The organism is Blautia acetica, assembly GCF_038739805.1.
GTDB lineage: Bacteria > Bacillota > Clostridia > Lachnospirales > Lachnospiraceae > Blautia.
This window is the reverse complement of the sequence record NZ_JBBEWO010000006.1, coordinates 142,234-167,419: the sequence shown is the minus strand read 5'-3', so window position 1 is coordinate 167,419 and position 25,186 is coordinate 142,234. Positions and strand designations below refer to the sequence as shown.

Below are 25,186 nucleotides of genomic sequence, written 5' to 3'. Positions count from 1 at the left end.
AAGAAAATGATAAGAGGAGGATACTCGATTGGAGAAAACATTATGGACACCACGCCCCCATGCAAATAAATCCGCACCTAACTATGTTATTGATCAGATACGCCAATCTTTATTGGAAAAAAGAATATTACCCGGTGACAGACTTCCGCCGGAATCTGAATTAGTTGAACTGTTCGGAGTAAGCAGAGGCTCTGTTCGACAAGCAATGAAATCGTTGGAAACACTGGGAGTTATTACTATACGCCCCGGAGATGGAACCTATGTGAATACATCCATTTCAGAAAACAATTTTAATCCTCTGGTTTTTGCGCTGCTGATATCCAGCCCCTCGGATAAAGTGATTACAGATGCCAGATACGCGCTGGAACGAGATATTATTGAACTGATTTTAGAAGATGAATCTCTTACAGAAGCAGTAATACCCCTTTTAAAAGAAAACATCCAATACCATAAAGATTTAATGCAATCTGGCGCCTCATCAAAAATTCTGGCTGAAAATGACCAGCGTTTTCATCACATCCTTTCAAATGGCTGTGGAAATCTTATTTTACAGACTGTGTACGATTATGTTCTCGAATCATTTGAAGCTCAAATGATTTATACAACCTCACGGCAGCCAATAAATGAATTCAGCATGACCATCCATGACCATGAAGCTATCCTTGCAGCAATAATGAACCGCGATTTTGCCGATGCAAAACTGGCTATTAAAAATTCAGTTCAAAACTGGTTAGGCTTGATGACCGAATAAAATATGCCGGGAACTCAGGAAAGCTACTTTATTTTCGCAATGAAACGCTCTTAACCGCAATCGCAGAAAAAGCAGGGAACTTTTGCAAACCATGCAAAAGTTCCCTGCTTTTCTTCTTATATTCATCATCTAAAAAGTCTCTATAACAAATACAGGAGAATATTATTTTCATAGAGAATACTTGTGATTTTGTTCTCTTTAATCATCATAGCCGCTTCTTTCGCCCAAGCCGAATCCCAGAACAGCGTAATAATCAAAAAAATAATCCATACCACAAAAATCCCCTGCACTGCTCCCAGCACCGCACCGCCTGTTCTGTTAATCAAACTTAAAACAGGCAGAGAAAAAATACCATCCAGCAGACCGCCCAGAAGATTCATGACAATACTGATAATAACGGCCGTAAAAATCAAACTGACAGCCCCTATGGCCATCTGCGCAATGCTGCGGGAAAGATATTCCCCAAAGTTGTCCGCCAGCAGCTGATTATAACCTTCTGTATTATTATGCCCCACCAGAATTTTTGTAAGACTTTCCGGCAAAGGAAGACTCTGAATATACTGGTTCTGCTCTTCCGTATTTATTTTCTGATCCAGCTGCTCTTTCAACGCAGCAGAAATGCTCTCCTCACACTGTTCCTGTACCACCTTATAAACCGGTGTTTTTTCTCTCAGAAACTGGGTAATGTACGGGTTTAGTATAAATCCCAGAGCCAGTGCCAGAACAACGGAAAAAACAGAAAATGCCGTGCGGACCATTCCACGTTGAATCCCTTTAAAAATATACAGTACAGGAACTGCCAGTATCACAACACACAGCCAGTTCATAATCATCACCTTTCTTTCGTGCTCTTTCTCTGCTATTTTAGTGTAATCGTATTAATTCCATTTTCCGAAATCATCATATAACGTTTGGAGGATACCTGGAAAAGATTTTTCACCGCGCCTTCCTCCATGGTTCCGTCAAACTTTTTAATGCCGCTTAAGTTGTACATCTGCACCTGGTCATCATGGTGCATAATGATCATTTCTCTGCTGATACTGATACTCTCATATTCCTGGTCAAATCCTTTTGAGAACCGCTTTCTTCCCGATGGGTCATAAAGTTCCATTTGGTATTTGTCCTTCTTGTCATCGCCTTTTAACACCAATCCAAAGTATTTATCATTATAAAACGTACTGACAATCTCACTGTCCGTCTTTTCATTTACCTCTTCCTTCGGCGTTCCGGCTCCTCTGAAAACCGAATATCCATCATCGCGAATCGCCACTGCGGACTGATTCGTCAAATAAATCAGCTGAGGTACCACTGTGTTTTTATATGTAAACTCAGCCACAATATTATCCGTTTTGTTCTGTCCTTCATCTCCGAAATTGTAGAAAATAATCCTGCTGGATATATCACCATTATCTACAAAAAGATAACTGACAGCAATAATTTCTCCATCCGGAGAAACCGCCATGTCCAGCGGATAGCCGGGATTGTCTACTCTGGTCTGATTTTCGGCAATGGTACTTCCGTCTGCTGCATAATAGTTAATCCAGGTTTTTTCACCGTCCTCCAGGACTGCTGCCACAGCCCCTTTCTCTGTAATTTCTGCCTGGAGCACCGGAAATTTTGTCTCTACCGGACCTATGGGGCCGTCCTTTCCCAGAATGTACATGTCTGTTCCCTTTTTATCATAGATAACAGCTTTCTCGCCCCGGACTGCAGCGGCTGGATTACTCATTTCAAATGTCTGATTCCACACCACCTTCTCCGATTGTGACAACAGGGAAGCGCCGTCATCTCCATATTTCAGAAGACCGTCTCCCAGCTGAATATAGCTGGCAGACTGCGTATCTTCGTTTTCCGCTGAGGACACCACCTGGTATTTATGATACACATGATATTTGATTCCTAAAATTACAGCTATAGCCAGTAAAATCACTGCCCCGAAAATCAGCAGAGATTTTTTCACTCTGATTTGTGTGAAGCGTTTCCATTTGCCTGTATTCAGCTTTACCACTTTATCATTTTGTTTTAGATTCATAAATCTCTTCCTCAATGTATTTTTAGGCTAAGTATAACACAAATCTTTAAGGGAGTAAAATTTTTTGTCCCGGATAAATCAAATCTGTTTCCGACAGACTGTTCAGTTCACAGATTTCTCCTATTTTTTTTGTATTGCCATAGTTGCGGATACTGATTTTCGTAATGGTATCTCCGGGCTGAATGGTATAGGAACGGTGGGTTCCCACCGCAGTTGTTTCGGTATCCGATACAGCCGTATCTGACGGCGTATCTGTGTCCTCTGCATCATCGGGAGTATTTTCCTGATGACTGCTGTCAGAACTCTCTGCCCCTTTTTCCTTCTGACCGGAATCTGTATCAGCTGCAGATGTTTCCCCGGATGTCTCTGCAGAAGTTTCAGTTTCTGTCTTTTTCTCTGTCTCCGCAACATTTTCCTTCGCGTCATCGCTTTTCCCGGTACTGTCCGCTGTGCCATTCACCGGTGCAACTTTCTGCTGCTCTTCCTTCTCCCGAGGTTCTTCCAGGCTCGCCATAACCTTCTCGGTGCTTCTCAGTTTCTGATAGTCATTCAGATACAGCACCCCAACAGCCAATACCGCTGCTGCCGCACAGACACTGGCGGTTCTGAAAAGCGGAAATTTCTGTTTTTGTTCTTCCTCTGCCGTCTTTTTTTCCACCTTTTTGCGGAATGTGGACACTGCAGAATCATCCACTTCCTCTGTTTTCCGTTCTGCCCTTTCATTCTGCGCAATGAGGAAATTCCGCATAGGCTCATTTTTCTCATAATACACGTAAAAGCCGGGCTGACGGGACATCCGGCCTTCTTCATAGCGGTAGAAGGCCTCTTCTTTTTCCAGCGGTTCCTGCACAAAGAGCACTTTGTCATTGCCGCCGAAATGATTGAGATGGGTCTGGCAAATGACCTCATGCAGTTCCATGGCGCAGCCGGGAATGGACAAAAACCAGCCTACCACTTCCTGTTCCGGAAAATATTCCTTGTTTTTCTCATACACATGATTCCAGATTTCCTGGGTAAAGGTCAGATGCTCCTCTGTCACCTCCATATCCGGCAGCGCTACCGCACTTTTAATGAACAAATAGGAGATTCCTTCTTTCCAATTGGCCTGTCCCAGCAGAATCGCCGCAATTCCTCTGTGCGAATTTTCAGAAGAGATTCTACAAAGGTAAGTATACGCATAATCTTCTATATAGATTTTCTGTGTTCCTCTGATTTCTCCTATCTGGCGTATATTATTGGGAATACGGAAAAATCCTTCATTCCCTTCGGGCTTTTGTTTTTCCTTTTCATAAACAATTTCTATCATAGAATCAGTCACCCCTTTTGGAAAGAGAATAACACACTTGTCCTGCGAAATTTATCATATTCCGGGCTCGATTCTATTTTTTTACCGACAAATTTTCTTAAAAATCCACAGGATAAAGGCAGAAAAAACGGACAGACTAAGACCATGAACGTCAGGAAAGGATAGAAATTGTATGCTGCAGACTAAAAATCATACTTACTATATAGAAAATAAAAGCACCGGAGCCGATACCCGGCTTGGCGCGATTCTCTTTGACCTGCTCACCTCCTGTGAAAAAAATTTCAGCGAACTGGTGATTCTCTGTATTGGAAGCGACCGCATTACCGGAGACAGCCTGGGACCTCTGGTGGGACACAGCCTGTCCAGATTTTCTTTACCCCATGCCCGGGTATACGGCACACTGGACCGTCCGGTGCATGCCCTGAATTTAAACGAGACCGTGGAAATGCTGCAGCAGCAGCATCCTCACGGCCTCATCCTGGCTATTGATGCCTCTTTGGGCACCAGAAAACATCTGGGGTTTCTCACTATATCCCCGGGTGCTTTAGAACCGGGACTGGGCGTGCGGAAAAAATTAATGCCTGTGGGAGATATTTCCATCACAGGCATTGTAAATGTATCGGGAACTTTTGACAATTTTCTTCTGCAGACTACCCGGCTTGCCACAGTGGTACAACTGGCAGATTCCATTGTTTCCGGAATTCTGCTGGCCCATCATCAGTATTTTACGCCCCGCCGTTTTCCCGAAGAGCCCTTTGTCCAGCGGCCTGTGGAACGGACTCTCAGCTTTGCAAAATTTGCACCTCTGTCAGCCGCTGCCACCTCCTTGCCAAAAGGAAGAATGTAATCCGTATATTGGTAATCCGCGCCAAAGACACGGCGCACCAGCCGCTTCATAAACAGATACGCGCCTCTCGGAAACCAGGCTTTGTAATAATACCGCCCGATTTCGCAGGTCCCGCAGTATTTGTCTGTCAGTGTAATAATCCAGGTCTCCCAGTGGGTGGGCGGTATGGGTGTCACCGGAAACATGTGCTTTACAATCATCTCCTCCTCAAGAGGGTTCAGCTTAAAGTATTTCTTTGCATTGTGCAGCGCCCGGTGGGGATGAGTCATGGCATGAACCGGGTCTCCCGTCTTCTTCCGGTGTCCCCGCCAGTCATACAGGAACAAATCGTGCAGCATTCCCGCCCGTGCCGCGCTTCTGGCATCTAAGTTAAAAAATTTGCAGATTCGGTAATTATAATATGCCACATTCAGACAATGCTGATAGCAGCTTGTCTCACAGTGATGTGGAAATTCCTTCATTTTCAGCACATAGGGGTGATGTACCAAATCTTTAATGTATTCGTAAAATTCTTCATTTCCAGGGTCTTTCACCGTATGTGCCCTCTTCATTCTCCCCTTATTTTTTCGTCTTGTCATACAGAATCTCCCCTTTTGTTGACCTTTTTTGTTGAGTTCGATTCTACCCTATTTTTCCTCATTTGTAAAGGGGAGACTGCACCACACAATACGCATGGCGCAGTCTCCCCACAGGAACTTATACAAATTCTTTAATTTTCTTATAAATACCTTCTGCATCCAGTCCGTATTTTTCCAGCAGTTTTACTGCAGGACCAGATTCACCGAAGACATCGTTGACACCGATACGAAGCATTTTGGTAGGCGCTTTTTCAGAAAGTACTTCTGCCACTGCACCGCCAAGTCCGCCGATTACGGAATGTTCTTCTACGGTTACCACTTTGCCAGTCTCTTTGGCTGCTTTTACAACCAGTTCTTCGTCCAGAGGCTTAATCGTATGAATGTTGATAACTTTTGCGTCAATGCCGTCTGCTGCCAGCTTTTCTGCTGCCAAAAGCGCTTCATTTACACAGAGACCTGTGGCAAACACGGTTACGTCCTTGCCTTCTCTTAACACGATACCCTTTCCGATTTCAAACTTGTAGTCCGGTCTGTCATTGATAACCGGCACAGCCAGCCTGCCGAAACGCAGATATACCGGGCCATCGTGAAGGTAAGCAGCTTCTACAGCAGCTTTGGCTTCCACATCATCAGAAGGATTTAAAATCACCATTCCCGGAATGGTTCTCATCAGAGCCATATCTTCGTTGCACTGGTGCGTAGCGCCGTCTTCCCCTACAGAGATACCTGCATGGGTAGCGCCGATTTTTACGTTTAAATGAGGATAACCGATAGAGTTGCGAACCTGCTCGAAAGCACGTCCTGCTGCAAACATGGCAAAGGTACTTGCAAAAGGAACTTTTCCTGTAGTGGAAAGGCCTGCTGCAATGCCCATCATGTTAGCCTCTGCAATACCGCAGTCAATGTGGCGTTCCGGGAAAGCTTTCTGGAAAGTACCAGTCTTGGTTGCACCTGCCAGGTCAGCGTCCAGAACTACCAGATTGTCATATTTTTTACCTAATTCTACTAATGCGTTTCCGTAACTGTCTCTGGTCGCGATTTTCTTTACTTCTGACATAATGCTTCACCTACCTTTTCCAAATCTGCCATTGCAATTGCATATTCTTCATCGTTTGGCGCTTTTCCGTGCCATCCTGCTTCATTTTCCATAAAGGAAACATCTTTTCCTTTTACAGTCTTCATAATAATTGCAGTCGGTTTGCCTTTTACGGTCTTTGCTTCGTCAAAAGCTGCTTTTAACTGGTCAAAATCATTTCCGTCTTCCACGTTGATAACATGGAAATTAAATGCTTCAAATTTCTTGTCAATTGGGTATGGAGAACATACATCTGCGATGTTTCCGTCAATCTGCAGACCATTGTTGTCCACAATGGCAACCAGGTTGTCCAGTTTTCTGTGGCCTGCAAACATAGCTGCTTCCCACACCTGTCCTTCCTGAATTTCTCCGTCTCCCAACAGTGTATATACGCGATAGGAATCTCCGTCCATCTTAGCTGACAGGGCCATTCCCACTGCAGCAGAAATTCCCTGGCCTAAAGAACCGCTGGACATATCCACACCTGGAATGTGCTTCATATCCGGGTGTCCCTGCAGATAAGAGCCAAGATGACGCAGGGTCTTCAAATCTTCTACCGGGAAATAGCCTCTGTTTGCCAGAGTGGAATACAAGCCCGGCGCTGTGTGGCCCTTAGACAGTACAAAGCGGTCACGATCAGCTTTCTTTGGCTGTTCAGGGTCAATATTCATTTCTTCAAAATACAGATAAGTAAATAACTCGGCTGCAGAAAGTGAGCCGCCCGGATGTCCGGCTTTTGCAGAATGAACAGCAGTGACAATCCCTTTACGGATTTCATTTGCCGTCTTCTGAAGTTCTAACTTGTTCATTATTTTCCTCCTGAATGTTTTCGGTTCGATGTTATTATAACAGATGAGACCAGGTATGCCAACCTTGAATTATTCTCCAAATACAGCGATGTAGTCTTTCTGGAATTTTTCGATTCCGGCGTCTGTCAGAGGGTGCTGTGTCATTTTTTCCAGAACTGCGTACGGCACGGTCGCAATATCAGCGCCTGCCAGCGCACACTGTGTTACATGCATTGGATGACGTACACTTGCTGCAATGATTTCGGTTGGAATGTCAGCAACTGCAAACATTTCGGCAATGGTTTCGATAAGTTCTACTCCGTCTGTGGAAATATCATCCAGTCTGCCCAGGAAAGGAGATACATAAGTTGCTCCTGCTCTTGCCGCTAAAAGTGCCTGGTTCGCTGAGAAAATCAGGGTTACATTGGTCTTGATGCCTTCTGCAGACAGCACTTTCACAGCTTTTAAGCCTTCTACTGTCATCGGAATTTTTACCACCATGTTCGGGTGAATGGCTGCAATTTCACGTCCTTCTTTAATCATGCCTTCTGCGTCTGTTGTAGTAGCCTTTACTTCTCCGCTGATTGGTCCGTCCACGATAGAAGCGATTTCTTTGATAACTTCGTTAAAATCTCTGCCTTCCTTCGCAATGAGAGACGGGTTTGTAGTAACTCCACAGATAATGCCCATATCGTTTGCTTTTTTAATGTCTTCTACTTTCGCAGTGTCAATAAAGAATTTCATAATAAATACCTCCATTTGCCGCCTTTTTGCGCGCTTTTCTTTGTGATATTTACAGTGTACCCCTTAATTCTTTACTCTGCAAGTGCCGCAGTTTTTATTAATCATTTTATTTATTAATAATTGCAGTTTTTATAAACAAATAGTCGGGTATTTTCTTTTATTTTCCATCTTTTCTGCTGAATCATATGGTTCACACACTACTATTATTATTAATATTTTTTCATTTTTTATTTAATTAAAATTCTTTTTGGCGCTCTGCTTTGCATAGGCTGTGGTCTTGCGGACAATGAGTTTTGGCTCGTACTCGATATGATACGTGCTGATAGGTTCTGTTTCGGAATACGCGCTGCCTGCGGACTCGATTTTCCGCATAATAATATCGCAGGCGTCTCTCCCCTTAAACGGGACAAAATGTTCAATGGTGGTAAGAGCCATGTGGGACATACCCGCAAAAATAATATTGTCACATCCAAGCACAGACACATCTCCCGGCACCTTATATTTTTCTTCCTGCAGAGCGTCAATAATACCAAAGGCTATCATATCGTTTAAGCCTGCAATGGCTGTGACCTCTATGCCCTCTGCCAGCAGTTCTTTTGTCAGATTGTATCCGATACGGTATTCGGAATCAATGCTGGGAAGCACCTCGTCCCAGTGGTCGTCCGCGGCTTTAATTGTCACAGACTCCCCAAGACCTGCCCGTTCAAATTCCCGCACAAAGCCCTCCACACGCCGGGAACGCTGTTCCTGCCGCTTGGTCAGAGGCGGGGCGATAAATGCTACTTTGCGGTGGCCCAAGTCCAGCAAATGCCTGGCCATAAGCCGTCCCACCTTGGTATTGTCCTGATTAATGGCATCGACTTTCACTTTATCCCGGTTGCTGATAACCACCAGAGGAATTTTTTCTGCCAACTCCTCGACCTCTTCCATAAAGGCGTTGCTGGGATTGCAGGTATAAATAATTCCTGCAGGCGAAACGCTGTACATCATCCGAAGATACTGCTCTTCGATTTTCAGTTCCCGCTGCGTGTTGCATACAAAGACGCCGTATCCCTTTTCCTTTGCCACGGTTTCGATTCCCTGCAGAAGCATAACGTAATAAGGGTTGGTAAGCGTGGGACAGAACACTACAATCAGACGGCTATTTTTGCTGTTTTTCCGGTTTTTTCTTCCCGGAAGGGTATACCCCAGCTCCTGTGCCGCCTGCTCTACTTTCTGTATGGTTTCCTTGGAAAAGGACACGTTGTATTTCTTATTCAGTACCATGGATACCGTGGCCTGGGATACCCCGGCCGCTTTGGCAATATCCGTAGAGGTTACTTTTTTTCTCATAGTTCCACTCTGCCTTCCAGGGCTCTCAAAAGTGTGACTTCATCAATATATTCCAAATCTCCGCCTACCGGCACGCCGCTGGCAATTCTGCTCACTTTAATTCCCGTGGGTTTAATCAGTTTGCTGATATACATGGCTGTGGTTTCCCCTTCCAGGCTGGAATTGGTGGCAATGATGACCTCTTCAATATCGTCTTTGGTGATTCTCTGCATAAGCTCCTTTAACTTGATATCGTCAGGCCCGATGCCCAGCATAGGGGAAATGGCGCCGTGCAGCACATGGTAAACCCCGTCAAATTTCCCGGTTTTTTCATAAGCCGCCAAATCTCTGGTATTCTCCACCACCATAATAACTTTCTGGTTTCTTCGGGGATTCTTGCAGATAGGACAGATTTCCTGGTCTGTAAGGGTATAACAGCACTTGCAGTACTGTACATTGGCCTTGGCATTGACAATGGCGCCGGCCAACTGCTCTACCTGGTCCTTCGGCATGTTTAAAACGTGGAACGCCAGGCGCTGTGCGGATTTCGCACCAATGCCCGGCAATCTTGAAAATTCTTCTATTAATTTGTTAATATGACTGCTGTAATATTCCAACTCTTTTTCTCCTTTGGTCTGTGGCTTCCCTTAGAACGGGAAACCGCCGCCTAAGCCGCCCAGACCGCCTGTCAGTTTGGACATCGCTGCTGCGGATTCTTCTTCCATTTTGCGAAGAGCTTCGTTGGTGGCTGCCACAATTAAGTCTTCCAGCATTTCAATGTCGTCCGGGTCTACCACTTCCTCAGCCAGCTTTACTTTCAACACTTCCTTTTTACCGGAAACGGTCACTTCTACCGCCCCGCCGCCTGCTGCTGCTGTAAATTCCTTCTCTTCCAGGGCTTTCTGGTTTTCTTCCATCTGACGCTGCATCTTCTGCGCCTGTTTCATTAAATTATTCATGTTTCCCGGCATCATACCGCCTGGGAATCCTCCTCTTTTTGCCATGATAAATCCTCCTATTCATCCTCTTCCATATTTTCTACTGTAATTTCCATATGCACGTTCTGCTCCAGCAAATCGTCTACGGAAATCTCGGACAGGCCGCCCTGGCTCTTGCCGGACTCGCTGTCTTTTAATATCATTTTAATTTCTACATCTTTTCCTATTTTTTTCCTGACTGCGTTTTTCAGCATTTCCAGGTTCTCAGGATTATCTATGCAGGTCTGTGCCAGAAAATTCCGAAATTCCACATACAGCACAGGTTCTCCTGTATTGCCGTCGTATTTGGGGGTGGACTCCAAAAGCATTTGCTGCAGAAGTCCCCTGGTTTCCCGGATAATGGAATTCCAGTTTTTCCGTACATACTGCAAATCTTCCGGGGCTGCCTTTTCCGGCTTTTTCTCCGGCTGCGCAGTTTGAGAAAATCCCTCCGCCTGCATTCCTGCCCCAAAATCTGCCGGAATGTTCCCAGGATTAAAATTGCCCGGCGCACCTGGATTTCCCTGCACAAAAGCTCCGCTTTGCAGTTTTTCTTCCAGTACCCGCACCCGGTCATAAAGAGAATCCAGATTCGTCTCCATAACCGGCTGGCACAGCTTAATCAGCGCAATCTCCACCAGTACCCGCTTCTGGGACGCGTATTTTATCTGATTGGAAAGCTCAGAAAAAATCCGGATATAGCGCATCAGCGTCTCCGCATCTGCCATCTGGCTTTCTTCCTTCATGCGGGCCAGGGTTTCTGCCGAAGCGTCCACAGCTTCTTCTGCATTGTCCGAAGTGGCAATCAGAAGAAGGTTGCGCAGATACCAAATAAAATCTGTGACAAACTGCCCCATTTCCCTGCCCTGAATGGTAATGTCTTCCAGGATCTTAATGGCCCCTGCGGTATCCTGGGCAAGAATTTTGCGCAAAAGCCCGCTGAACACCTCTGTGTCCACAGCGCCCAGGTTTTCCAGTACCTTTTCATAGGTAAGCGTTTCTCCCAGATAAAAGGCAATACACTGGTCCAAAAGGGACAGAGCGTCTCGCATGGAACCGTCCGCTGCTTTTGCAATATAGCGGATGGCCTTTTCCTCCACATCATTGCCTTCTTTGTCCATGAGTTCCATCAGACGGGCGGAAATGGTATCCGCAGTAATCCTACGGAAATCATATCGCTGGCACCGGGACAGAATCGTAATGGGAATCTTGTGGGCTTCTGTGGTTGCCAAAATGAACATCACATAAGAGGGCGGCTCTTCCAGCGTTTTTAACAGGGCGTTAAACGCACCTGTAGACAGCATATGCACCTCGTCGATGATGTACACTTTATAATTTCCCTGTGTGGGACGGTAGGCCACCTCTTCCCGGATTTCCCGGATGTTGTCCACACCGTTGTTGGACGCCGCGTCAATCTCGATAACATTCATGGACGTACCTTCGTTAATGGCCCGGCATGTGGCACACTCGTTGCAGGGACTCCCGTCTACCGGATGCTCACAGTTTACCGCTTTTGCCAGAATTTTGGCAATCGTGGTTTTACCGGTACCTCTGGTTCCGCAGAAAAGATACGCATGTCCGATTCTATCAGCTTTTATCTGATTTTTCAACGTTGTTACAATATGTTCCTGCCCTTTTACGTCTTCAAAGTTCTGAGGGCGGAATTTACGGTAAAGAGCTGTATAGCCCATTTATAAAATCTCCTTTTTGCATTAATCTCCAAAACTGATACCGATACGCTTTGCATCTGCTACCAGCTGGTCGGTGGGAGATACCATTTTCAACTTGCCTGCACACTCTCCCAGAGGCACTTTTTTCACCTTGCCGTTAATCATGCCTACCATGTAGCCATAGTCCTCTTCCAGAATCAGCTTGGCAGCCTCAGAGCCCAGTCTGGTGGAAAGCACACGATCATAAGGACAGGGACTTCCGCCTCTCTGCATATGTCCCGGAATCGTAATGCGGACATCCAGATTCAGCTTTTTCTGCAGTTCATCTTCTAACCGGTAAGCAATGGATGGATATTTCTTTCTGTATTCTTCCTGTTTTTTCTTTAATTCTTTCTTTGTCAGCTTGGCGTCTTCTTTGGAAACAGCGCCTTCCGCGACTGCCAGAATGGTAAATCCTTTTCCAGCCCGGTTTCTCTTGTTAATGGCTTCCACAACTCTGTCAATGTCGTACGGAATTTCAGGAATCAGAATGATATCTGCACCGCCTGCAATTCCTGCATGAAGGGTAAGCCAGCCCACTTTGTGTCCCATAACTTCTACGATAAACACACGGCTGTGGGACGCTGCTGTGGTGTGAATACAGTCAATGGCATCTGTGGCAATATCCACAGCGCTCTGGAAGCCAAAGGTCATGTCTGTGCCCCAAATATCGTTGTCGATGGTTTTGGGGAGATGAATGATATTCAGTCCTTCTTCTCTCAACAGGTTCGCTGTTTTCTGTGTGCCGTTTCCGCCCAGAATAACCAGGCAGTCCAGACGCAGCTTGTGATATGTCTGTTTCATGGCCTCTACCTTGTCCAGACCTTTTTCGTCCGGCACACGCATTAATTTGAAAGGCTGGCGGGAAGTTCCCAAAATGGTGCCGCCTCTGGTGAGGATACCGGAGAAATCTCCGGAGGACAGCATTCTGTAATTGCCGTAAATCAGTCCTTTGTAGCCGTCATCAAATCCGTAAACTTCCAGTTCTTCCAGATTAGTGCTGAGCCCTTTTACCACGCCGCGCATGGTGGCATTTAAAGCCTGGCAGTCGCCGCCGCTTGTCAGTAAACCGATTCTCTTCATAAATTCCACTTCCTATTCTGAATTTTTATCTATGGGTGTTTCTAAGGTTCGTAATTTTCGTGCTGGAATTATTATATAATATTTTCGGGAGGGGAACAACTGAAAGTTTTTCTGCTTCATAATCACATAATATTCACTTTACCGAATATGAAAATGGCGAAGTGCTTATCGTAACACTTCGCCGAAAGCCTAATCGGTTTGAGCATGATATGCTTGATTAGGTCTGTTCTAATATTATATGCAGTCTAACTGCTCTTATATACTCAAATGTGCCTTCCAGTCTCCCGGCATATTCATTGCTGTAAGACTAAGCACACTGTCATGATTCTGAATCAACGTATCTAGTTCCTCTACAAATAATGACCACTCCCCAGCAGACGATTTCAGATATTTCATTGCCAGTAAAATCTGGTATAAACCATTATGTGCCGGTGAAGGTATCACTTTATCAGTATCCAGGATTTCTGGCGTAGTATGTATTGTCCGATTATATATTCTGGAATTATGAGCACACATATTTCTCAGTACAGAAACAGCCTGTACCCATGAAGCAAACATTTTCTGAGATGGATTTACGAAATTTCCTTTTTTTACTTTTTCCACGACTTCCGGACGTATATCTTTTAAATGTACATGTTTGATTCTTCCCACATATTTTCCGACCATCTCCAGAGGGTCTTCTCCGCAATAGGCAAAGTGTCCTGTGTCAAACAGAAGGTTTACATATTCCGGGTCTGTATGTTCCATCATGCGTTCCACTTCTGCAAAAGGTTTTGTCAAAAGGAGAGAAGAAAACCACTGATTGCAAATCTCTATTCCTCTCAGGCTTAAAGCCTTTTTCAAAACCTCTGGATTTTTCGGGTATTTGTTTCCCACTTCAGACCCTGTAAATCCTGCAAGAGCCATTTCGCTGACACACTGTTCAAAGGTGTTTTCACTTCCCAGCCCCCCTCTGACAGGTGGTTCTGACTGTAAGTAAAATCCCGGCAAACCAATCTTTTATCTATTGACATTTATGAGCTAAACTTTATTTCTTTTTCTGTTCCAAGGCCAATCCAATCAGCCAATCTGCCTTATCAGCCATGAACAGAGGAATGTTCAGTACATCATCATCCAGCTTCAAATTATCCAGGGAGAATCGAACACGGAGTTTCACCTTTTCCGGGAACAATTCCTTAAACTTTTTGAGGCTCTTGCTGGATGTATTGGCTTCGGATTGAACTTCAACAGGGAAAATATCATTTTCTCGCTGGATTAGAAAATCCACCTCATACGGAGGATTGCTCTGTGTCCAGTAGCTTTTTCAAAATAAATCGTTCCATAGGTTCACCCCTCACACTTTTATCAAAATAATTGTGTTTTATAATCACACTTTTATGTATAATGATAGCAAGAAAAGCTTTTTTCTGCGGTGCAAATGAAAAAGCGGCAAAAAGTCCCCTTTAACTTCTCGCCGCTTTCAAACAACTTATTTCTTTCTAAGCATTATATTGTCAATGTTGCACCAATCGCCTCCATTAGCTATACTATACACTCCAATTTCGCATTGTCCGTTTGTAACTTGAATATTGTCGATTACAACTTTATTCCAACCTAAATCACTCACTGGCAAAGTCTGAGTCAGCTCATCGCCACCATAATTTTTAGCATAAAGCTGATTTACCTTTTGCGCAGCATTCGTCATTACCCAGGCAGACAAGGTATAAGTTCCATCTTCAAGACCTGTTACTGTCTGATATACAGAGCACCCGTAATCTTCCTCATTCCAGAAGGTTAATTTATACTCTCCATCCATTCCTTTTGCTTCTGTCTTAACAGTTTCTGTACTGGTTCCGTCTTCCAGCCAAACCTTCCAACCAGTTGGAGTGTTTGTATATCCGTCAGTTTCAAATCCCGGATTTACCACTTGATTCTTTTCCGGTGCCTGAAAAACATCTATAGATTCCAACGCATTTCCTTCAAAATCAAACAGTGCCAGATTATCCCATGGATTAGATAAAATACCGTCATCTTCTATATATTCTTTTCCTGCCTCACTTCCCCAGTAGGCTCCTTCCACTGGTATCCATTCCGGTTCCCAATAAAAAAATCCAAGCCCACGGTTTCCCGGAACATTCAAAAGAACAGATTCCAAATCATGGATAAAATCTTTTTGTCCCTGCACAGACGCCGGATAACCACCGATTACCTCATCATCCGGACTAAAAGAGCTTCCTAATCCATCACCATCTTCCAACGTAAAAGCATATGCTGTCTCAACAATCATTACATCCTTATCATAACGAATGCTAATATCATTTAAATTATACTGCAAATCCTCCATAGTTCCATGCCACATCGGATAATAGGTCAAACCGATAATGTCAAAATCCAAATCAAATCCGCAACTCGTTACTCCGTCAAACCACCAACGATATAGCGAATTGTTTCCTCCGTTATCCAAATGCAGAATAATCTGCGTTTGTTCCCCTACAGAATCTCTAACTCCTGTTATGGCCTGATTCAATAATTCTGCGAGCTGAGTAAAGTCTGTATAATTCCCTCCGATTTTCCCTTCATCCCAGAGAATTCCCGACGAGGTTTCATTCCCAACCTGTATCATATCCGGAATGACTCCCTGACTCTTAAAATTATCCATTGTTGTTTTCATATAACTATATAAAGTTGTCTTCAATTCTTCATAAGATAAATCAGCCCATTCTTTTGGCTTTGACTGCGTTCCCGGATCTGCCCAATAATCGCTCAAATGAAAATCAATCAGAACCTTCATTCCTTTTTCTTTTGCACGCTTTGCCAATGTTAAAGTTGTATTAAAATCATTACTTCCTCCACCATAGCTGTTACCTTCGCTATCATAAGGATTCACCCATAATCTTAGCCTTACATAATTGGCACCATGATTTTTCATAATCTCCAGTGCATCATTTTCAACTCCATTATCGTAGAATTTTCCTCCAAGGTCTTCTATTTCTTTCAACATCGAAACATCTGCTCCTCGAATAAAATCCGAATAATCTTCATTGATCCGTTCTGCTTTTACTTCCTTACCTGTTCCGGATAAAAGAAACATTCCCAATACACATCCCAACAATATTTTATTCATTTTCTTTCTTCTCATAAACACTCTCCTTTTCCGCCCCTTATCCTTTCACCCCGCCTGCTGTTAAGCCATTCTGGATATACTTCTGCAGCATCATAAATATCAACATAATTGGAAGCGATGCCAGCACAGCCGCCGCCGCAAACAAGGTCCAGTGAGCCGCAAACTGATTTGTAATAAACGATTGCAGTCCTATGGCCAAAGTAAAATTGCCAGGCGACTGCAAAAATACGGAACTAATCACATATTCACTGTATGTTCCAATGAAGGAAAACAGAAAAATAACAACCAATTCCGGAGTAGCCAGAGGCAGCACAATTCTGAAAAAGGTGGTAAAGTGTCCTGCACCGTCTACAAAAGCCGCCTCATCCAGTTCTTTTGGTATCCCATCCATATAAGACTTCAAAAGCCATATATTAAACGCGCTGCCGGCTGCTAAAACCAAAATAATCGCTAAAAAATTATCTGCAAGTCCAAATTTGTAAATCAGTACATAGTATCCGGCCAAAGCCATACTGTTTGGAAATACCTGCAGTACCAACAAAGCCATAAGCCCCTTCGTTCTTCCCGGAAACCGCAGTCTGGAAAATGCGTATGCAGATAAGCTTGTCAAAACCAACTGAATCACGGCCACAATAAGGCAGAGTTTCAGGGAATTAAACACCCACAAGGCAAAATCTGTCTCTCTGAATAAACTCACATAGTTCTCTACACTCAGCTGTTTGGGGACGAGTGAAGTCATAAAAAAGCTGTCCCCCTTTGAAAAAGATGCCATGACAATCCATAAAGCCGGAAACAATACCATAATCAGCACTATCCAAATTACAATACGGCTAAGCCATAAAGAAATGTTTTCTTTCTGTGTGCTTTTACGTTTGCTCTGCATTTAGTCCACCTCCTTAAACGCACCGGACATATGTAGATTGACTAAAGTCAAGGTTCCAACAATTAAAAATGAAATTACACTCAATGTTGCCGACAATTCATAGCGGTTCGACCATGTAGTCATCTTATAAATTGTACTGGCCAAAATATCTGTACTTCCTGCAAACTGAGAACCCGTTCTTGCAGGACCACCTTGCGTAATCATATAGATATTTCCAAAATTATTAAAATTCGAAGCAAAGGTTGAGACAATGAGCGGAATAGACAGCTTTGTAAGAACCGGGAAGGTAATCCGGCAAAAACATTGCCACTTGGAAGCCCCGTCCATTTTAGCAGCTTCATAAAAAGTTGAATCTATGGACTGCAGACCTCCCAGACACACATTCAGCATATACGGAAATCCCAGCCAGAGATTTACCATAATAATTCCCACTCGCGCCCAGAATACATTTGTCATCCAGGGAATCCCCGGGATACCAAATATATGCAGCAAATTGTTGATGCCTCCATATTGTTCATTCAAAAGTCCCTGCCACGCCAGAATCGCAATGGTTGCAGGAAGCGCCCACGGCACAATCAGCAGAGATTTATAAATCTTTGCCTCACGCATACGGGGATTATTCAAAAGCACTGCCATCCCCATACCTATCAGATAAGCCCCCATCGTACTGATTGCCGCAAATACCAGAGTCCATCCCAGCACCGGGAAAAACACCTTACTGATGCTTCCCCGAATTACTTCCAGGTAATTGGCTATCCCAACCATATTAAAATCTTCCAGATGATACATATTATAGTTCGTAAAGGATATAAAAACGGTATATATAATCGGCACTACAGTAAAAACCAGTATAGAAATGATAGCCGGGGCAATAAATGCATATGCAATTTTCTTTTTCTTGCTGTTTTTGCGCATTTTGATTCATCTCCTTATTTTCCGGAATTCATCATTTCAATCCCTTCTGCAACCTGGGTTTCAATATAATTTCCTGCCTCTTTTGGCGTAACTTCTCCATTAAACATTAATTTCATGTTATCCGAAAACGGTGTCCACACCTGTCCCATTTCAGAGGCAGTAGGCATTGGCTCTCCATAAGAAATTTGTGTAATAAAACTCTCCGTTGCAGCATCTTTCTCTATTGATTCCTGCGCTGCAAGCTGCGCCGGAATCCTTCCGCCTGCTTTATACATATCCTCTTCTGAATTTTCCAACAAATACTGGTAGAATTCCCATACAATATCCTGGCTGTCTGACTTTGCACTTACAAAACCTACCTGTGTTCCTACCGGAGTCACAAAATCCTTTCCGTTTAACTTCGGCATAGGCGCAACCGCAAAAGGAGTCCCTGCACTGTTTAATCCTTCAATATCCCACGGACCTCCAATGTAGAAAGCGGTATTTCCATTCTGAAAATTACTTTTTGCAGTGTCACTCGTAATATCAGAAGTGACAAACTTGTATTCTGTCGCGAGTCTTTGCAGGAATGTATAGGCTTCTACCGCACCTTCGTTTCCCAATCCTATATCCGCCACGTCATAATTTCCATCTTTGTAGTTAAAAATATAACTGTCATACGCCCTCAAAAATCCCAAATCATAATAGATACTGGATGCTTCAAACTGAATCCCTCCATTATCTTTTGCCACCTCGAGAAGCTCTTCCCATGTGGCTGGTGCTTCTTTCATTTTCTCCGTATTATAAAAAAGCGCATTCGTTTCAACTGCAATGGGAACTCCATAGCGCTTTCCATCTGCATAGCAAGCCTGCACAGCCGCTGGGGTATAATCGGAATCCTGATAAATCTCTTCCGGAACTTCCTGTACCATACCCGCATCTATATATTGGGCAAGCTGGTCGTTTGCAATTCCATAAATGCCATCCGGTCCGTCTTCACTTTTAATCGCCTGCGCAAACTGCTGAATATCCGCGGTTTCATGGACAACTTCTACTTTATTTCCCGTTTCTTCTTCCCATTTCTTTGCATATTCCTGCAAAGTCTCAGCCTCATTTTCCAAATTTGTCCAAATGACAGCGGAATCTCCTCCCTTATCCGTTTCCTTTCTTTCTGCAGTTTCACTGTCCTTTCCACATCCTGCTAACACATTTGTCATTGCAAGAGTTCCAATTAACAGGCATACTACACACTTTCTTTTCATAACTTATTCCTCACTTTCTGACCTCGGTCATTTATTTTTATGAATATTTTTCAGCATTTCCAGAGCAGGTAACACATTTCCCTCATAGTCAAACAGAGCCTGATTGGCCCAGGTATTGCCCTCAGGCGCCATATCATTCATATATTTCTGTCCCTCTACAGAAGCCCATGTTGAATTTCCTCCCGGAATCCATGCGGGTTCCCAGTAAAAAAATCCCCGTCCCCTATTCTTTTTCACACGCTCAATGCACGCAATTAAGTCTTTTAAAAACTGTGCCTGTCCTTCCGGTGCAGGTTCATATCCACCCTTTTCTGCAAGTTCTTTTGAAAATACCAGACTGCATCCTTCCTTCTCCTCAAGGGTGAACCCATACGACGTTTCTGCCACCAAAACCGCTTTCTCGTATCGCTGACTGATATCCTGCAGATTTTCTTCCAGTTTTGTTAAATTTTCATGCCAGTATGGATAATAGGACAACCCGATAATATCATAGTCCAACCGATGTTTTTCCGCCTCATCAAACCATTCACGATAAAGTCCATTATCACCACCAAAATCTAAATGTAAAACAATTTCTATGTTACTGTCAACTTCTCTTACAGCCTGTATACCTCTCTCTAACAAGAAAAACATGGACTCATATTCTCTTTTGGGTTGCTGTTCTTCCAAATTTCGATAGGCTTTCAGCTGACCATCCGGCCATAAAAAACCATTTGTGATTTCATTTCCCACCTGAACCATATCCGGCAGTATGTCTCTCTTCTGCAACTCCTCTAATACCATTTTGGTATAGTCGTAAACAGCTGTACCCAGTTTTTTTCCGGATAACTCTTTCCATGCTTTAGGCTTTATCTGTTTTTTGGGATCCGTCCAAAAATCACTGTAATGAAAATCCAGGAAAAATTGCATTCCTTTCTCTTTAATTCTCTCTGCCATTTTCAAGACAGAAGCCAGGTCATTCGTTCCGCCTCCGTAAGGATTTCCCTTTTCATCATAAGGATTGTTCCAGATGCGAAGACGAATTGCATTGACTCCGTTTTCTTTTAAAATACCCAAAAGTTCTTCTTCTCTTCCATGGTTATAATATCGAATTCCCTTTTTTTCCAATTCCGAAAGCATGGAAATGTCCATTCCCTTTAAAAATTCCATCCTTACTCCTTTTACTTTTATTTTAGTTATTTTTTTATCTTTTTATTGATAAATTATTTATTAGTATATTAGCAACTTTTTACTGCTTTGTCAAGAATTTATATATTCTTTTTTCTTTTTTTACTCTTTTCAGGCATTTTACCCAATTTTCCTTTGCACAAAAAAGAAACCATTTCATTTGCCTACTAATAGCACAAATGAAACGGCTTCTTTTTATTATTTATCAGATATTCCGCTGTTATTCCGTACAACTGCGACGAAATACCGGTTTCCCGTTGATATATACTGTTTTTGTAATTTCTCTTTTTTTAATGATTCTTTCCGTAAGAAGGTCAAGTGCACTTTCACACATAGCCGGAACATCAATATGAAAAGTCGTTAATGGAGGGGATACATACTGAGCCACGTTAATATCATTAATACTAAAAAACTCTATACGTTTTGGAATCAGAATTCCCTTTTCGTTAAAAGCCTGCAACAGTCCTACTGCCAATGTATCACTTGCCACACACACAGCTGTAGGAAACTTCTCACCCAATTCTTCCAGCATCTTTTTCCCTATCCGATATCCTTCGTCTACGGTCAGTGCATCCGCTATATAAATATTTTTTTCCTCGTATATATTATAGTATTTCACGCTTTCAATAAACGACCATTCACGCACATCCATCACCCGTTCAAAGGAGTTAATATCGTAATCAAACGGACCTACAAATCCTATATTTCTATGACCCTTCTTATAGAAAAAATCTACTATCTGCGTCACGATAGAATCAAGATTCGGCCGAATAGAATCATACAAACTCTCGTCTGGAGATGTGTCCATAAAAATTCCCTGCCTTGTAATAGTTCTCAAAACGTCTATCTCCTTCTGAGAAAACCACCCAATTCCGATAAAAGCTCTGGTATCTTTAGGTACAGCTTGAATCCCCTGCTTTTTTGTAACGATTGTAAACTGCACATTTCTGATTTCAGCCTGCTTCTTTATCTCTTTATAAAGAGAGCGGTAATAGATATCTTCTAATTCCTCCTGATTCGATGCCCAAAACAGAAATGCCACCTTATCTATTTTAGGATAAACCACTTTCTTTTTATATTCTAAACGCTCTGCTGTCTCAAAAATAGCTTCTCTGGTTTCATCATTTACTGAAATTGTCTCATCGTAATTTAATACTCTGGATACCGTAGCAGTAGAAACCCCAACTTCCTGTGCAATATCTTTTATCGTTGCCATAAGTAACCTCCACACAATTTTCTAATAAATAATTTACTAATTTTTTTACTTTATGTCAAGATAATTTTTTATTCCACACTCTTCAACGATTCCACCATATCAATTTTCTTCAATTTAAAATACATCACGCAATTTACAAACACGGAGAACACACAGGTCAGCGCTGCGCTGTGCACAAAGCTGAGGGGTTCTATGATTCTGGTAAACATGACGTCATCAATTTCCACTGTGGTAATCACATACCGATGCAGCAAAGCCCCCAGTATTATGCCTACAATCACGCCTATAATCGTCAGCAGCACGTTTTCCCGGTAGACATAAGCGGACACTTCCTTGTCGTAAAAGCCCAGTACTTTAATAGTAGCCAGTTCCCGCCGCCGTTCTGTAATATTGATATTGTTCAAGTTATACAGCACCACAAAGGCCAGTAATCCCGCAGACACAATCAACACCACAATGACAATGTCCAGACTTTCCAGCATATCATCCAGACGGCTCTGGAAATTGTAGGTATAAGAAACATTCAAAGCCGCACGATTATCCAGGATTTTTTCTCCTGTTTTTGTCAGCTGTTCCTTATCCGAGTTCTTCATTTTAAAGTAAATATTGTTGGAATCCATGGGTTCTCCATAGAGTTCTTCGTATGTATCCGGTGAAACATAGAGATAATGTTCCATATAGTTTTCACAGATTTCTGTGACTTTCAATTCTTTTTGTACGCCATTTTCCAATTCTACGGAAATCGTATCTCCCTTTTTCACATGCAGGAGTTTTGCTGCTTTTTCTGTGAGAAATACATCATCTTTCCCCAACTCATACGTCTTATGGGTTCTCCTGTCACGATAATGAAGAAACTTCTTGTTTTCTTCCAGGCTCTGAGGCGCATACAGATATATGTCTTTCTCTGTTCCGTCCTTTTCTGCTGTTATTTTCTTCAGATATCCTTCCGAAACTGCTTCCACTTCTTTGTCCGTGCGCAGATATTCTTTTAACTCTTCTTTATCTTCCTTATCCGCATCCGTGTCCAGAATTACCATACCGTCATAAAGCTGCAGCTCTTCATATTGGATTTTAGCTATGGAAAAAATGGAATCTCTCAGCCCAAAGCCCACAATCATCAAAGCCATACAGCCGCCAATACCAAACACCGTCATAAAGAAACGCTTTTTGTAGCGAATCAGGTTGCGAATGGTGGACTTCCAGATAAAGCCCAGTCTTTTCCATATAAATGGTACTCTCTCCAAGAAAACACGTTTTCCCTGCTTCGGTGCCGGTGGACGCATAAGCACTGCTGGCTGGGAAGCCAGTTCTTTATAGCAGGCCAGTGCTGCTGCCGCCACCGTACAAACCAGAGCCGCCGCAGTTGCCATAATACCAAACTCCCAGTTATATGGAACTTCCACGTCCGGCATGTGGGTATACATAATTTTATAGGCAGTAACAATAATGTACGGGAAAACTTTTTCTCCGAATAGTACACCTAAAACACTGCCGCCCATAGTCGCCAGAAGCGCATAGTTTAAATACTTTCCGGCTATACTGAATTTGCCGTATCCCAAAGCCTTTAAAGTGCCTATCTGGGTTCTCTGCTCTTCTACCATACGGGTCATAGTGGTAAGACTGATAAGCGCTGCCACTACAAAGAACAAAATGGGGAAAACTGCACCAATGGCCCGCAGGCGGTCTGCATTGTCACCGTACCCGGTATATTCCGGCAGAACACTTCTGTCTTCTACATACCACTCTGCATCTTCTATATCTTCAATCTTGTCTTCCGCATCTTTGATTTCGTCTTCTCCGTCTTTTATCTTTTCGTCAGCCTCTTTTTGGCCATTCTCATACTCTTTTCTGGCGTCTGCCAGTTTCTGCTCATTTTCTGCGATTTCTTTCTCGCCTTTTTCAATTTCTGCCTCTCCGGCGTAAATGCCACTCCAGCCTGCATCGATCTGCTGCTGTCCCTCGTCTGCCTGATTCTGTCCGGCAATGAGTTCCTGCTCACTTGCCGCAAGCTGAGCTCGGGCGCTTTCTATGGCCGCCTTTGCCTGTTCTAACTGCGCCTTTGCTGCTGCAGACTGCGCTTCTGCTTCCTGCTGCTTCTGATTTAACTCCGCTTCTGCTGCTGCAAGCTGTGTTCCTGCCTCATTCAATATAGGTTCCTGGGTAGAAATCACCTGCTGCAGCGCCTGTATCTGCCCCTGCACCTGAGCAATTTCTTCTTCGGAAAGCATACCGGAATCCAGAGATGCCTGCAAAGCTGCAAGCTGCCTTTTTGCTTCCTCCAACTGGGACACACCAGCTTCATACTCTGCTTTCTTTCCGTTAAATTCCTCCCAGCCCGCTGCCAGAAGGGCTTCTCCTTCCTCTATTTGGGCCATTCCGGCTTCATACTGTTGATTAAATTCCTCTTCTTTGGCTGCAAATTCTGCTTTTCCCTCTTCCAGCTGTGCCCAGCCCTGAGAAATCTGTGTTTTTGCTGCATCTACTTCTTTCTGGCTGGAATAAAGCTGATTTCTGCCGTCCTGTACCTCTTTTCTGGCAGAAGCTAACTTATCTTTTCCTTCCTGCAGCTGTTTTTCTCCGTCCTCTATCTGCTTTTTGGCATCTGCCAGTTTTTCCTCTGACTCTGCTTTGCCATCTTCCAGCTCTTTCTTTGCCTTATCCAGTTCTTCCTGTGCATCCTCGCGGATTTCATCAGCCCGCAGTTTCCCCTGTTCATCTCCAATGGCTTCTATCCGCTTCTGTACCTGGGCCACACAATCGTCATATTCTTTCGTAAATGCGGTCAGTTCTTTTGCACCTTCCACGGAAACATAACACTCCGTATAAACGTCCAAGGCAAAATCCTCCGGCAGCACAGCCAGAAATCCATTGACCTCTCCGTTTCCCACAGTACTGCTGCCTCTGCTGAAAGACACATAAGAAGAGCTGCTGCCGCTTCCTACAATTTCAAACATATCTGTTTTAAAAGTATCTGTCACCGGGTCTTTGGTTCCGCTGATAAGCTGAATTTTATCCCCTACCTTTAAATCCGAAGCTGCCAGAAAATCCTGGTCTATGAAACATTCCCCTGCTTTTTCCGGCATTCTTCCTTCATCCAGGGTATACTGATTCATAGAATCCAGGATAGAAGAAACGTGAAGTACTTTCTGATTTCCCTTTGACTCCACCAGCACATCTGCCGAATACCCCGGCTCTGCTTTTTCCACACCTTTCACCTGACGAATGGCCTCGATGTTTTCCTCAGAGAGTCCCAGGGTTCCCATAACCTGAATGTCCATAAGCTGTTTCCGGTCAAAGTAAGCATCTCCCGAATACCGCATATCCGGTTCAGAGGCCCGAATACCGGAGAAAAATGCCACGCCCATAGCCACAATAAAGAAAATAGACAGGAATCTTCCCTTGCTTTTTCGGATTTCCATATAGAAATCTTTTCTAATCGCCCGTTTCTTCATCACTTTTC

At 43.5% G+C, this 25,186-nt stretch carries 20 protein-coding genes and 3 pseudogenes; 2 read left to right on the top strand and 21 right to left on the bottom strand.

The genetic code is table 11. The features are described from left to right. Positions 1 to 28 precede the first annotated feature (28 nt). On the top strand, positions 29 to 751 hold the full coding sequence (locus WBS51_RS06330; RefSeq protein ID WP_173750261.1) for a FadR/GntR family transcriptional regulator: 723 nt from the start codon (positions 29 to 31) through the stop codon (positions 749 to 751). Positions 752 to 891: 140 nt separating this feature from the next. Here the strand turns inward: WBS51_RS06330 and WBS51_RS06325 are convergent, their stop codons facing one another. Genes WBS51_RS06325 through WBS51_RS06315 form a run of 3 tightly spaced genes read right to left on the bottom strand, consistent with a single transcriptional unit; the run spans position 892 to position 4,089 of the window. Further along, positions 892 to 1,578: a CvpA family protein gene (locus tag WBS51_RS06325; RefSeq protein WP_173750260.1), complete on the bottom strand. Its 687-nt coding sequence runs from the start codon at positions 1,576 to 1,578 to the stop codon at positions 892 to 894. A gap of 32 nt (positions 1,579 to 1,610) precedes the next feature. Then, positions 1,611 to 2,783: a DUF5711 family protein gene (locus tag WBS51_RS06320; protein WP_294459317.1), complete on the bottom strand. Its 1,173-nt coding sequence runs from the start codon at positions 2,781 to 2,783 to the stop codon at positions 1,611 to 1,613. A gap of 46 nt (positions 2,784 to 2,829) precedes the next feature. After that, the gene (locus WBS51_RS06315; protein WP_294459319.1) at positions 2,830 to 4,089 is read right to left on the bottom strand and encodes a LysM peptidoglycan-binding domain-containing protein; all 1,260 of its coding nucleotides are present in this window, start codon (positions 4,087 to 4,089) and stop codon (positions 2,830 to 2,832) included. A 172-nt stretch (positions 4,090 to 4,261) separates the two neighbouring features. Between WBS51_RS06315 and yyaC the strand changes: the two are divergent. Beyond that, positions 4,262 to 4,780, top strand: a pseudogene (gene yyaC, locus WBS51_RS06310) (spore protease YyaC); the annotation flags it as partial. Positions 4,781 to 4,806: 26 nt separating this feature from the next. Here yyaC and WBS51_RS06305 read toward each other — a convergent pair. The 18 genes and pseudogenes from WBS51_RS06305 to WBS51_RS06220 form a co-directional block, all read right to left on the bottom strand. Further along, a complete protein-coding gene (locus tag WBS51_RS06305; RefSeq protein ID WP_226853754.1) occupies positions 4,807 to 5,514 on the bottom strand; it encodes an HD domain-containing protein in 708 nt (235 codons plus the stop codon). Positions 5,515 to 5,632: 118 nt separating this feature from the next. Further along, positions 5,633 to 6,571 carry a transketolase family protein gene (locus WBS51_RS06300; protein ID WP_173750290.1) on the bottom strand — a complete coding sequence of 313 codons (939 nt, stop codon included), beginning with the start codon at positions 6,569 to 6,571 and terminating at the stop codon, positions 5,633 to 5,635. Continuing rightward, positions 6,559 to 7,398, bottom strand: coding sequence for a transketolase (locus WBS51_RS06295; RefSeq protein WP_173750291.1), 840 nt, complete (start codon positions 7,396 to 7,398; stop codon positions 6,559 to 6,561). Before WBS51_RS06295 ends, WBS51_RS06300 begins: the two co-directional genes overlap by 13 nt. A gap of 69 nt (positions 7,399 to 7,467) precedes the next feature. Then, positions 7,468 to 8,121: a fructose-6-phosphate aldolase gene (fsa, locus tag WBS51_RS06290; RefSeq protein WP_173750292.1), complete on the bottom strand. Its 654-nt coding sequence runs from the start codon at positions 8,119 to 8,121 to the stop codon at positions 7,468 to 7,470. 231 nt (positions 8,122 to 8,352) lie between these two features. Continuing rightward, on the bottom strand, positions 8,353 to 9,453 hold the full coding sequence (locus WBS51_RS06285; protein ID WP_173750293.1) for a LacI family DNA-binding transcriptional regulator: 1,101 nt from the start codon (positions 9,451 to 9,453) through the stop codon (positions 8,353 to 8,355). Then, positions 9,450 to 10,049 (bottom strand): recombination mediator RecR, encoded by a 600-nt coding sequence (gene recR, locus WBS51_RS06280; protein WP_173750294.1) that lies wholly within the window; start codon positions 10,047 to 10,049, stop codon positions 9,450 to 9,452. Before recR ends, WBS51_RS06285 begins: the two co-directional genes overlap by 4 nt. A gap of 30 nt (positions 10,050 to 10,079) precedes the next feature. Further along, complete coding sequence (locus WBS51_RS06275) at positions 10,080 to 10,436, bottom strand: YbaB/EbfC family nucleoid-associated protein (RefSeq protein WP_173750295.1); 357 nt, start codon at positions 10,434 to 10,436, stop codon at positions 10,080 to 10,082. Between the two features lie 11 nt (positions 10,437 to 10,447). Continuing rightward, the gene (dnaX, locus tag WBS51_RS06270) at positions 10,448 to 12,100 is read right to left on the bottom strand and encodes a DNA polymerase III subunit gamma/tau (RefSeq protein WP_294459325.1); all 1,653 of its coding nucleotides are present in this window, start codon (positions 12,098 to 12,100) and stop codon (positions 10,448 to 10,450) included. Positions 12,101 to 12,121: 21 nt separating this feature from the next. After that, positions 12,122 to 13,201, bottom strand: a complete 1,080-nt coding sequence (locus WBS51_RS06265; RefSeq protein ID WP_173750297.1) for a 6-phosphofructokinase — start codon at positions 13,199 to 13,201, stop codon at positions 12,122 to 12,124. 498 nt (positions 13,202 to 13,699) lie between these two features. After that, positions 13,700 to 14,191: pseudogene (locus WBS51_RS06260) on the bottom strand (TIM barrel protein); the annotation flags it as partial. A gap of 37 nt (positions 14,192 to 14,228) precedes the next feature. Further along, a pseudogene (locus WBS51_RS06255) lies at positions 14,229 to 14,498 on the bottom strand (ATPase); the annotation flags it as partial. Positions 14,499 to 14,669: 171 nt separating this feature from the next. Further along, the gene (locus tag WBS51_RS06250; protein ID WP_291681149.1) at positions 14,670 to 16,319 is read right to left on the bottom strand and encodes a glycoside hydrolase family 53 protein; all 1,650 of its coding nucleotides are present in this window, start codon (positions 16,317 to 16,319) and stop codon (positions 14,670 to 14,672) included. Between the two features lie 22 nt (positions 16,320 to 16,341). Next, a complete protein-coding gene (locus WBS51_RS06245; RefSeq protein WP_173750299.1) occupies positions 16,342 to 17,187 on the bottom strand; it encodes a sugar ABC transporter permease in 846 nt (281 codons plus the stop codon). Next, positions 17,188 to 18,102 (bottom strand): carbohydrate ABC transporter permease, encoded by a 915-nt coding sequence (locus tag WBS51_RS06240; protein WP_173750300.1) that lies wholly within the window; start codon positions 18,100 to 18,102, stop codon positions 17,188 to 17,190. A 14-nt stretch (positions 18,103 to 18,116) separates the two neighbouring features. Continuing rightward, entirely contained in the window at positions 18,117 to 19,343 is a 1,227-nt protein-coding gene (locus WBS51_RS06235; protein WP_294459333.1) for a sugar ABC transporter substrate-binding protein, read from the bottom strand. Positions 19,344 to 19,370: 27 nt separating this feature from the next. Continuing rightward, positions 19,371 to 20,492, bottom strand: coding sequence for a glycoside hydrolase family 53 protein (locus tag WBS51_RS06230; protein ID WP_173750302.1), 1,122 nt, complete (start codon positions 20,490 to 20,492; stop codon positions 19,371 to 19,373). Positions 20,493 to 20,730: 238 nt separating this feature from the next. Next, positions 20,731 to 21,726 (bottom strand): LacI family DNA-binding transcriptional regulator, encoded by a 996-nt coding sequence (locus tag WBS51_RS06225; RefSeq protein WP_294459336.1) that lies wholly within the window; start codon positions 21,724 to 21,726, stop codon positions 20,731 to 20,733. A 68-nt stretch (positions 21,727 to 21,794) separates the two neighbouring features. Beyond that, a complete protein-coding gene (locus tag WBS51_RS06220) occupies positions 21,795 to 25,178 on the bottom strand; it encodes an FtsX-like permease family protein (RefSeq protein ID WP_294459341.1) in 3,384 nt (1,127 codons plus the stop codon). Positions 25,179 to 25,186: the final 8 nt, after the last annotated feature.

Bases quoted from the DNA above. Each gene is read 5' to 3' on its own strand.
- WBS51_RS06275 (WP_173750295.1), bottom strand. From the start codon at position 10,436: ATGGCAAAAAGAGGAGGATTCCCAGGCGGTATGATGCCGGGAAACATG.
- WBS51_RS06295 (WP_173750291.1), bottom strand. From the start codon at position 7,398: ATGAACAAGTTAGAACTTCAGAAGACGGCAAATGAAATCCGTAAAGGG.
- WBS51_RS06300 (WP_173750290.1), bottom strand. From the start codon at position 6,571: ATGTCAGAAGTAAAGAAAATCGCGACCAGAGACAGTTACGGAAACGCA.
- WBS51_RS06240 (WP_173750300.1), bottom strand. From the start codon at position 18,102: ATGCGCAAAAACAGCAAGAAAAAGAAAATTGCATATGCATTTATTGCC.
- WBS51_RS06235 (WP_294459333.1), bottom strand. From the start codon at position 19,343: ATGAAAAGAAAGTGTGTAGTATGCCTGTTAATTGGAACTCTTGCAATG.
- WBS51_RS06305 (WP_226853754.1), bottom strand. From the start codon at position 5,514: ATGACAAGACGAAAAAATAAGGGGAGAATGAAGAGGGCACATACGGTG.
- WBS51_RS06285 (WP_173750293.1), bottom strand. From the start codon at position 9,453: ATGAGAAAAAAAGTAACCTCTACGGATATTGCCAAAGCGGCCGGGGTA.
- WBS51_RS06245 (WP_173750299.1), bottom strand. From the start codon at position 17,187: ATGCAGAGCAAACGTAAAAGCACACAGAAAGAAAACATTTCTTTATGG.
- WBS51_RS06265 (WP_173750297.1), bottom strand. From the start codon at position 13,201: ATGAAGAGAATCGGTTTACTGACAAGCGGCGGCGACTGCCAGGCTTTA.
- WBS51_RS06230 (WP_173750302.1), bottom strand. From the start codon at position 20,492: ATGGAATTTTTAAAGGGAATGGACATTTCCATGCTTTCGGAATTGGAA.
- dnaX (WP_294459325.1), bottom strand. From the start codon at position 12,100: ATGGGCTATACAGCTCTTTACCGTAAATTCCGCCCTCAGAACTTTGAA.
- WBS51_RS06320 (WP_294459317.1), bottom strand. From the start codon at position 2,783: ATGAATCTAAAACAAAATGATAAAGTGGTAAAGCTGAATACAGGCAAA.
- WBS51_RS06220 (WP_294459341.1), bottom strand. From the start codon at position 25,178: ATGAAGAAACGGGCGATTAGAAAAGATTTCTATATGGAAATCCGAAAA.
- WBS51_RS06315 (WP_294459319.1), bottom strand. From the start codon at position 4,089: ATGATAGAAATTGTTTATGAAAAGGAAAAACAAAAGCCCGAAGGGAAT.
- fsa (WP_173750292.1), bottom strand. From the start codon at position 8,121: ATGAAATTCTTTATTGACACTGCGAAAGTAGAAGACATTAAAAAAGCA.
- WBS51_RS06325 (WP_173750260.1), bottom strand. From the start codon at position 1,578: ATGAACTGGCTGTGTGTTGTGATACTGGCAGTTCCTGTACTGTATATT.
- WBS51_RS06250 (WP_291681149.1), bottom strand. From the start codon at position 16,319: ATGAGAAGAAAGAAAATGAATAAAATATTGTTGGGATGTGTATTGGGA.
- WBS51_RS06225 (WP_294459336.1), bottom strand. From the start codon at position 21,726: ATGGCAACGATAAAAGATATTGCACAGGAAGTTGGGGTTTCTACTGCT.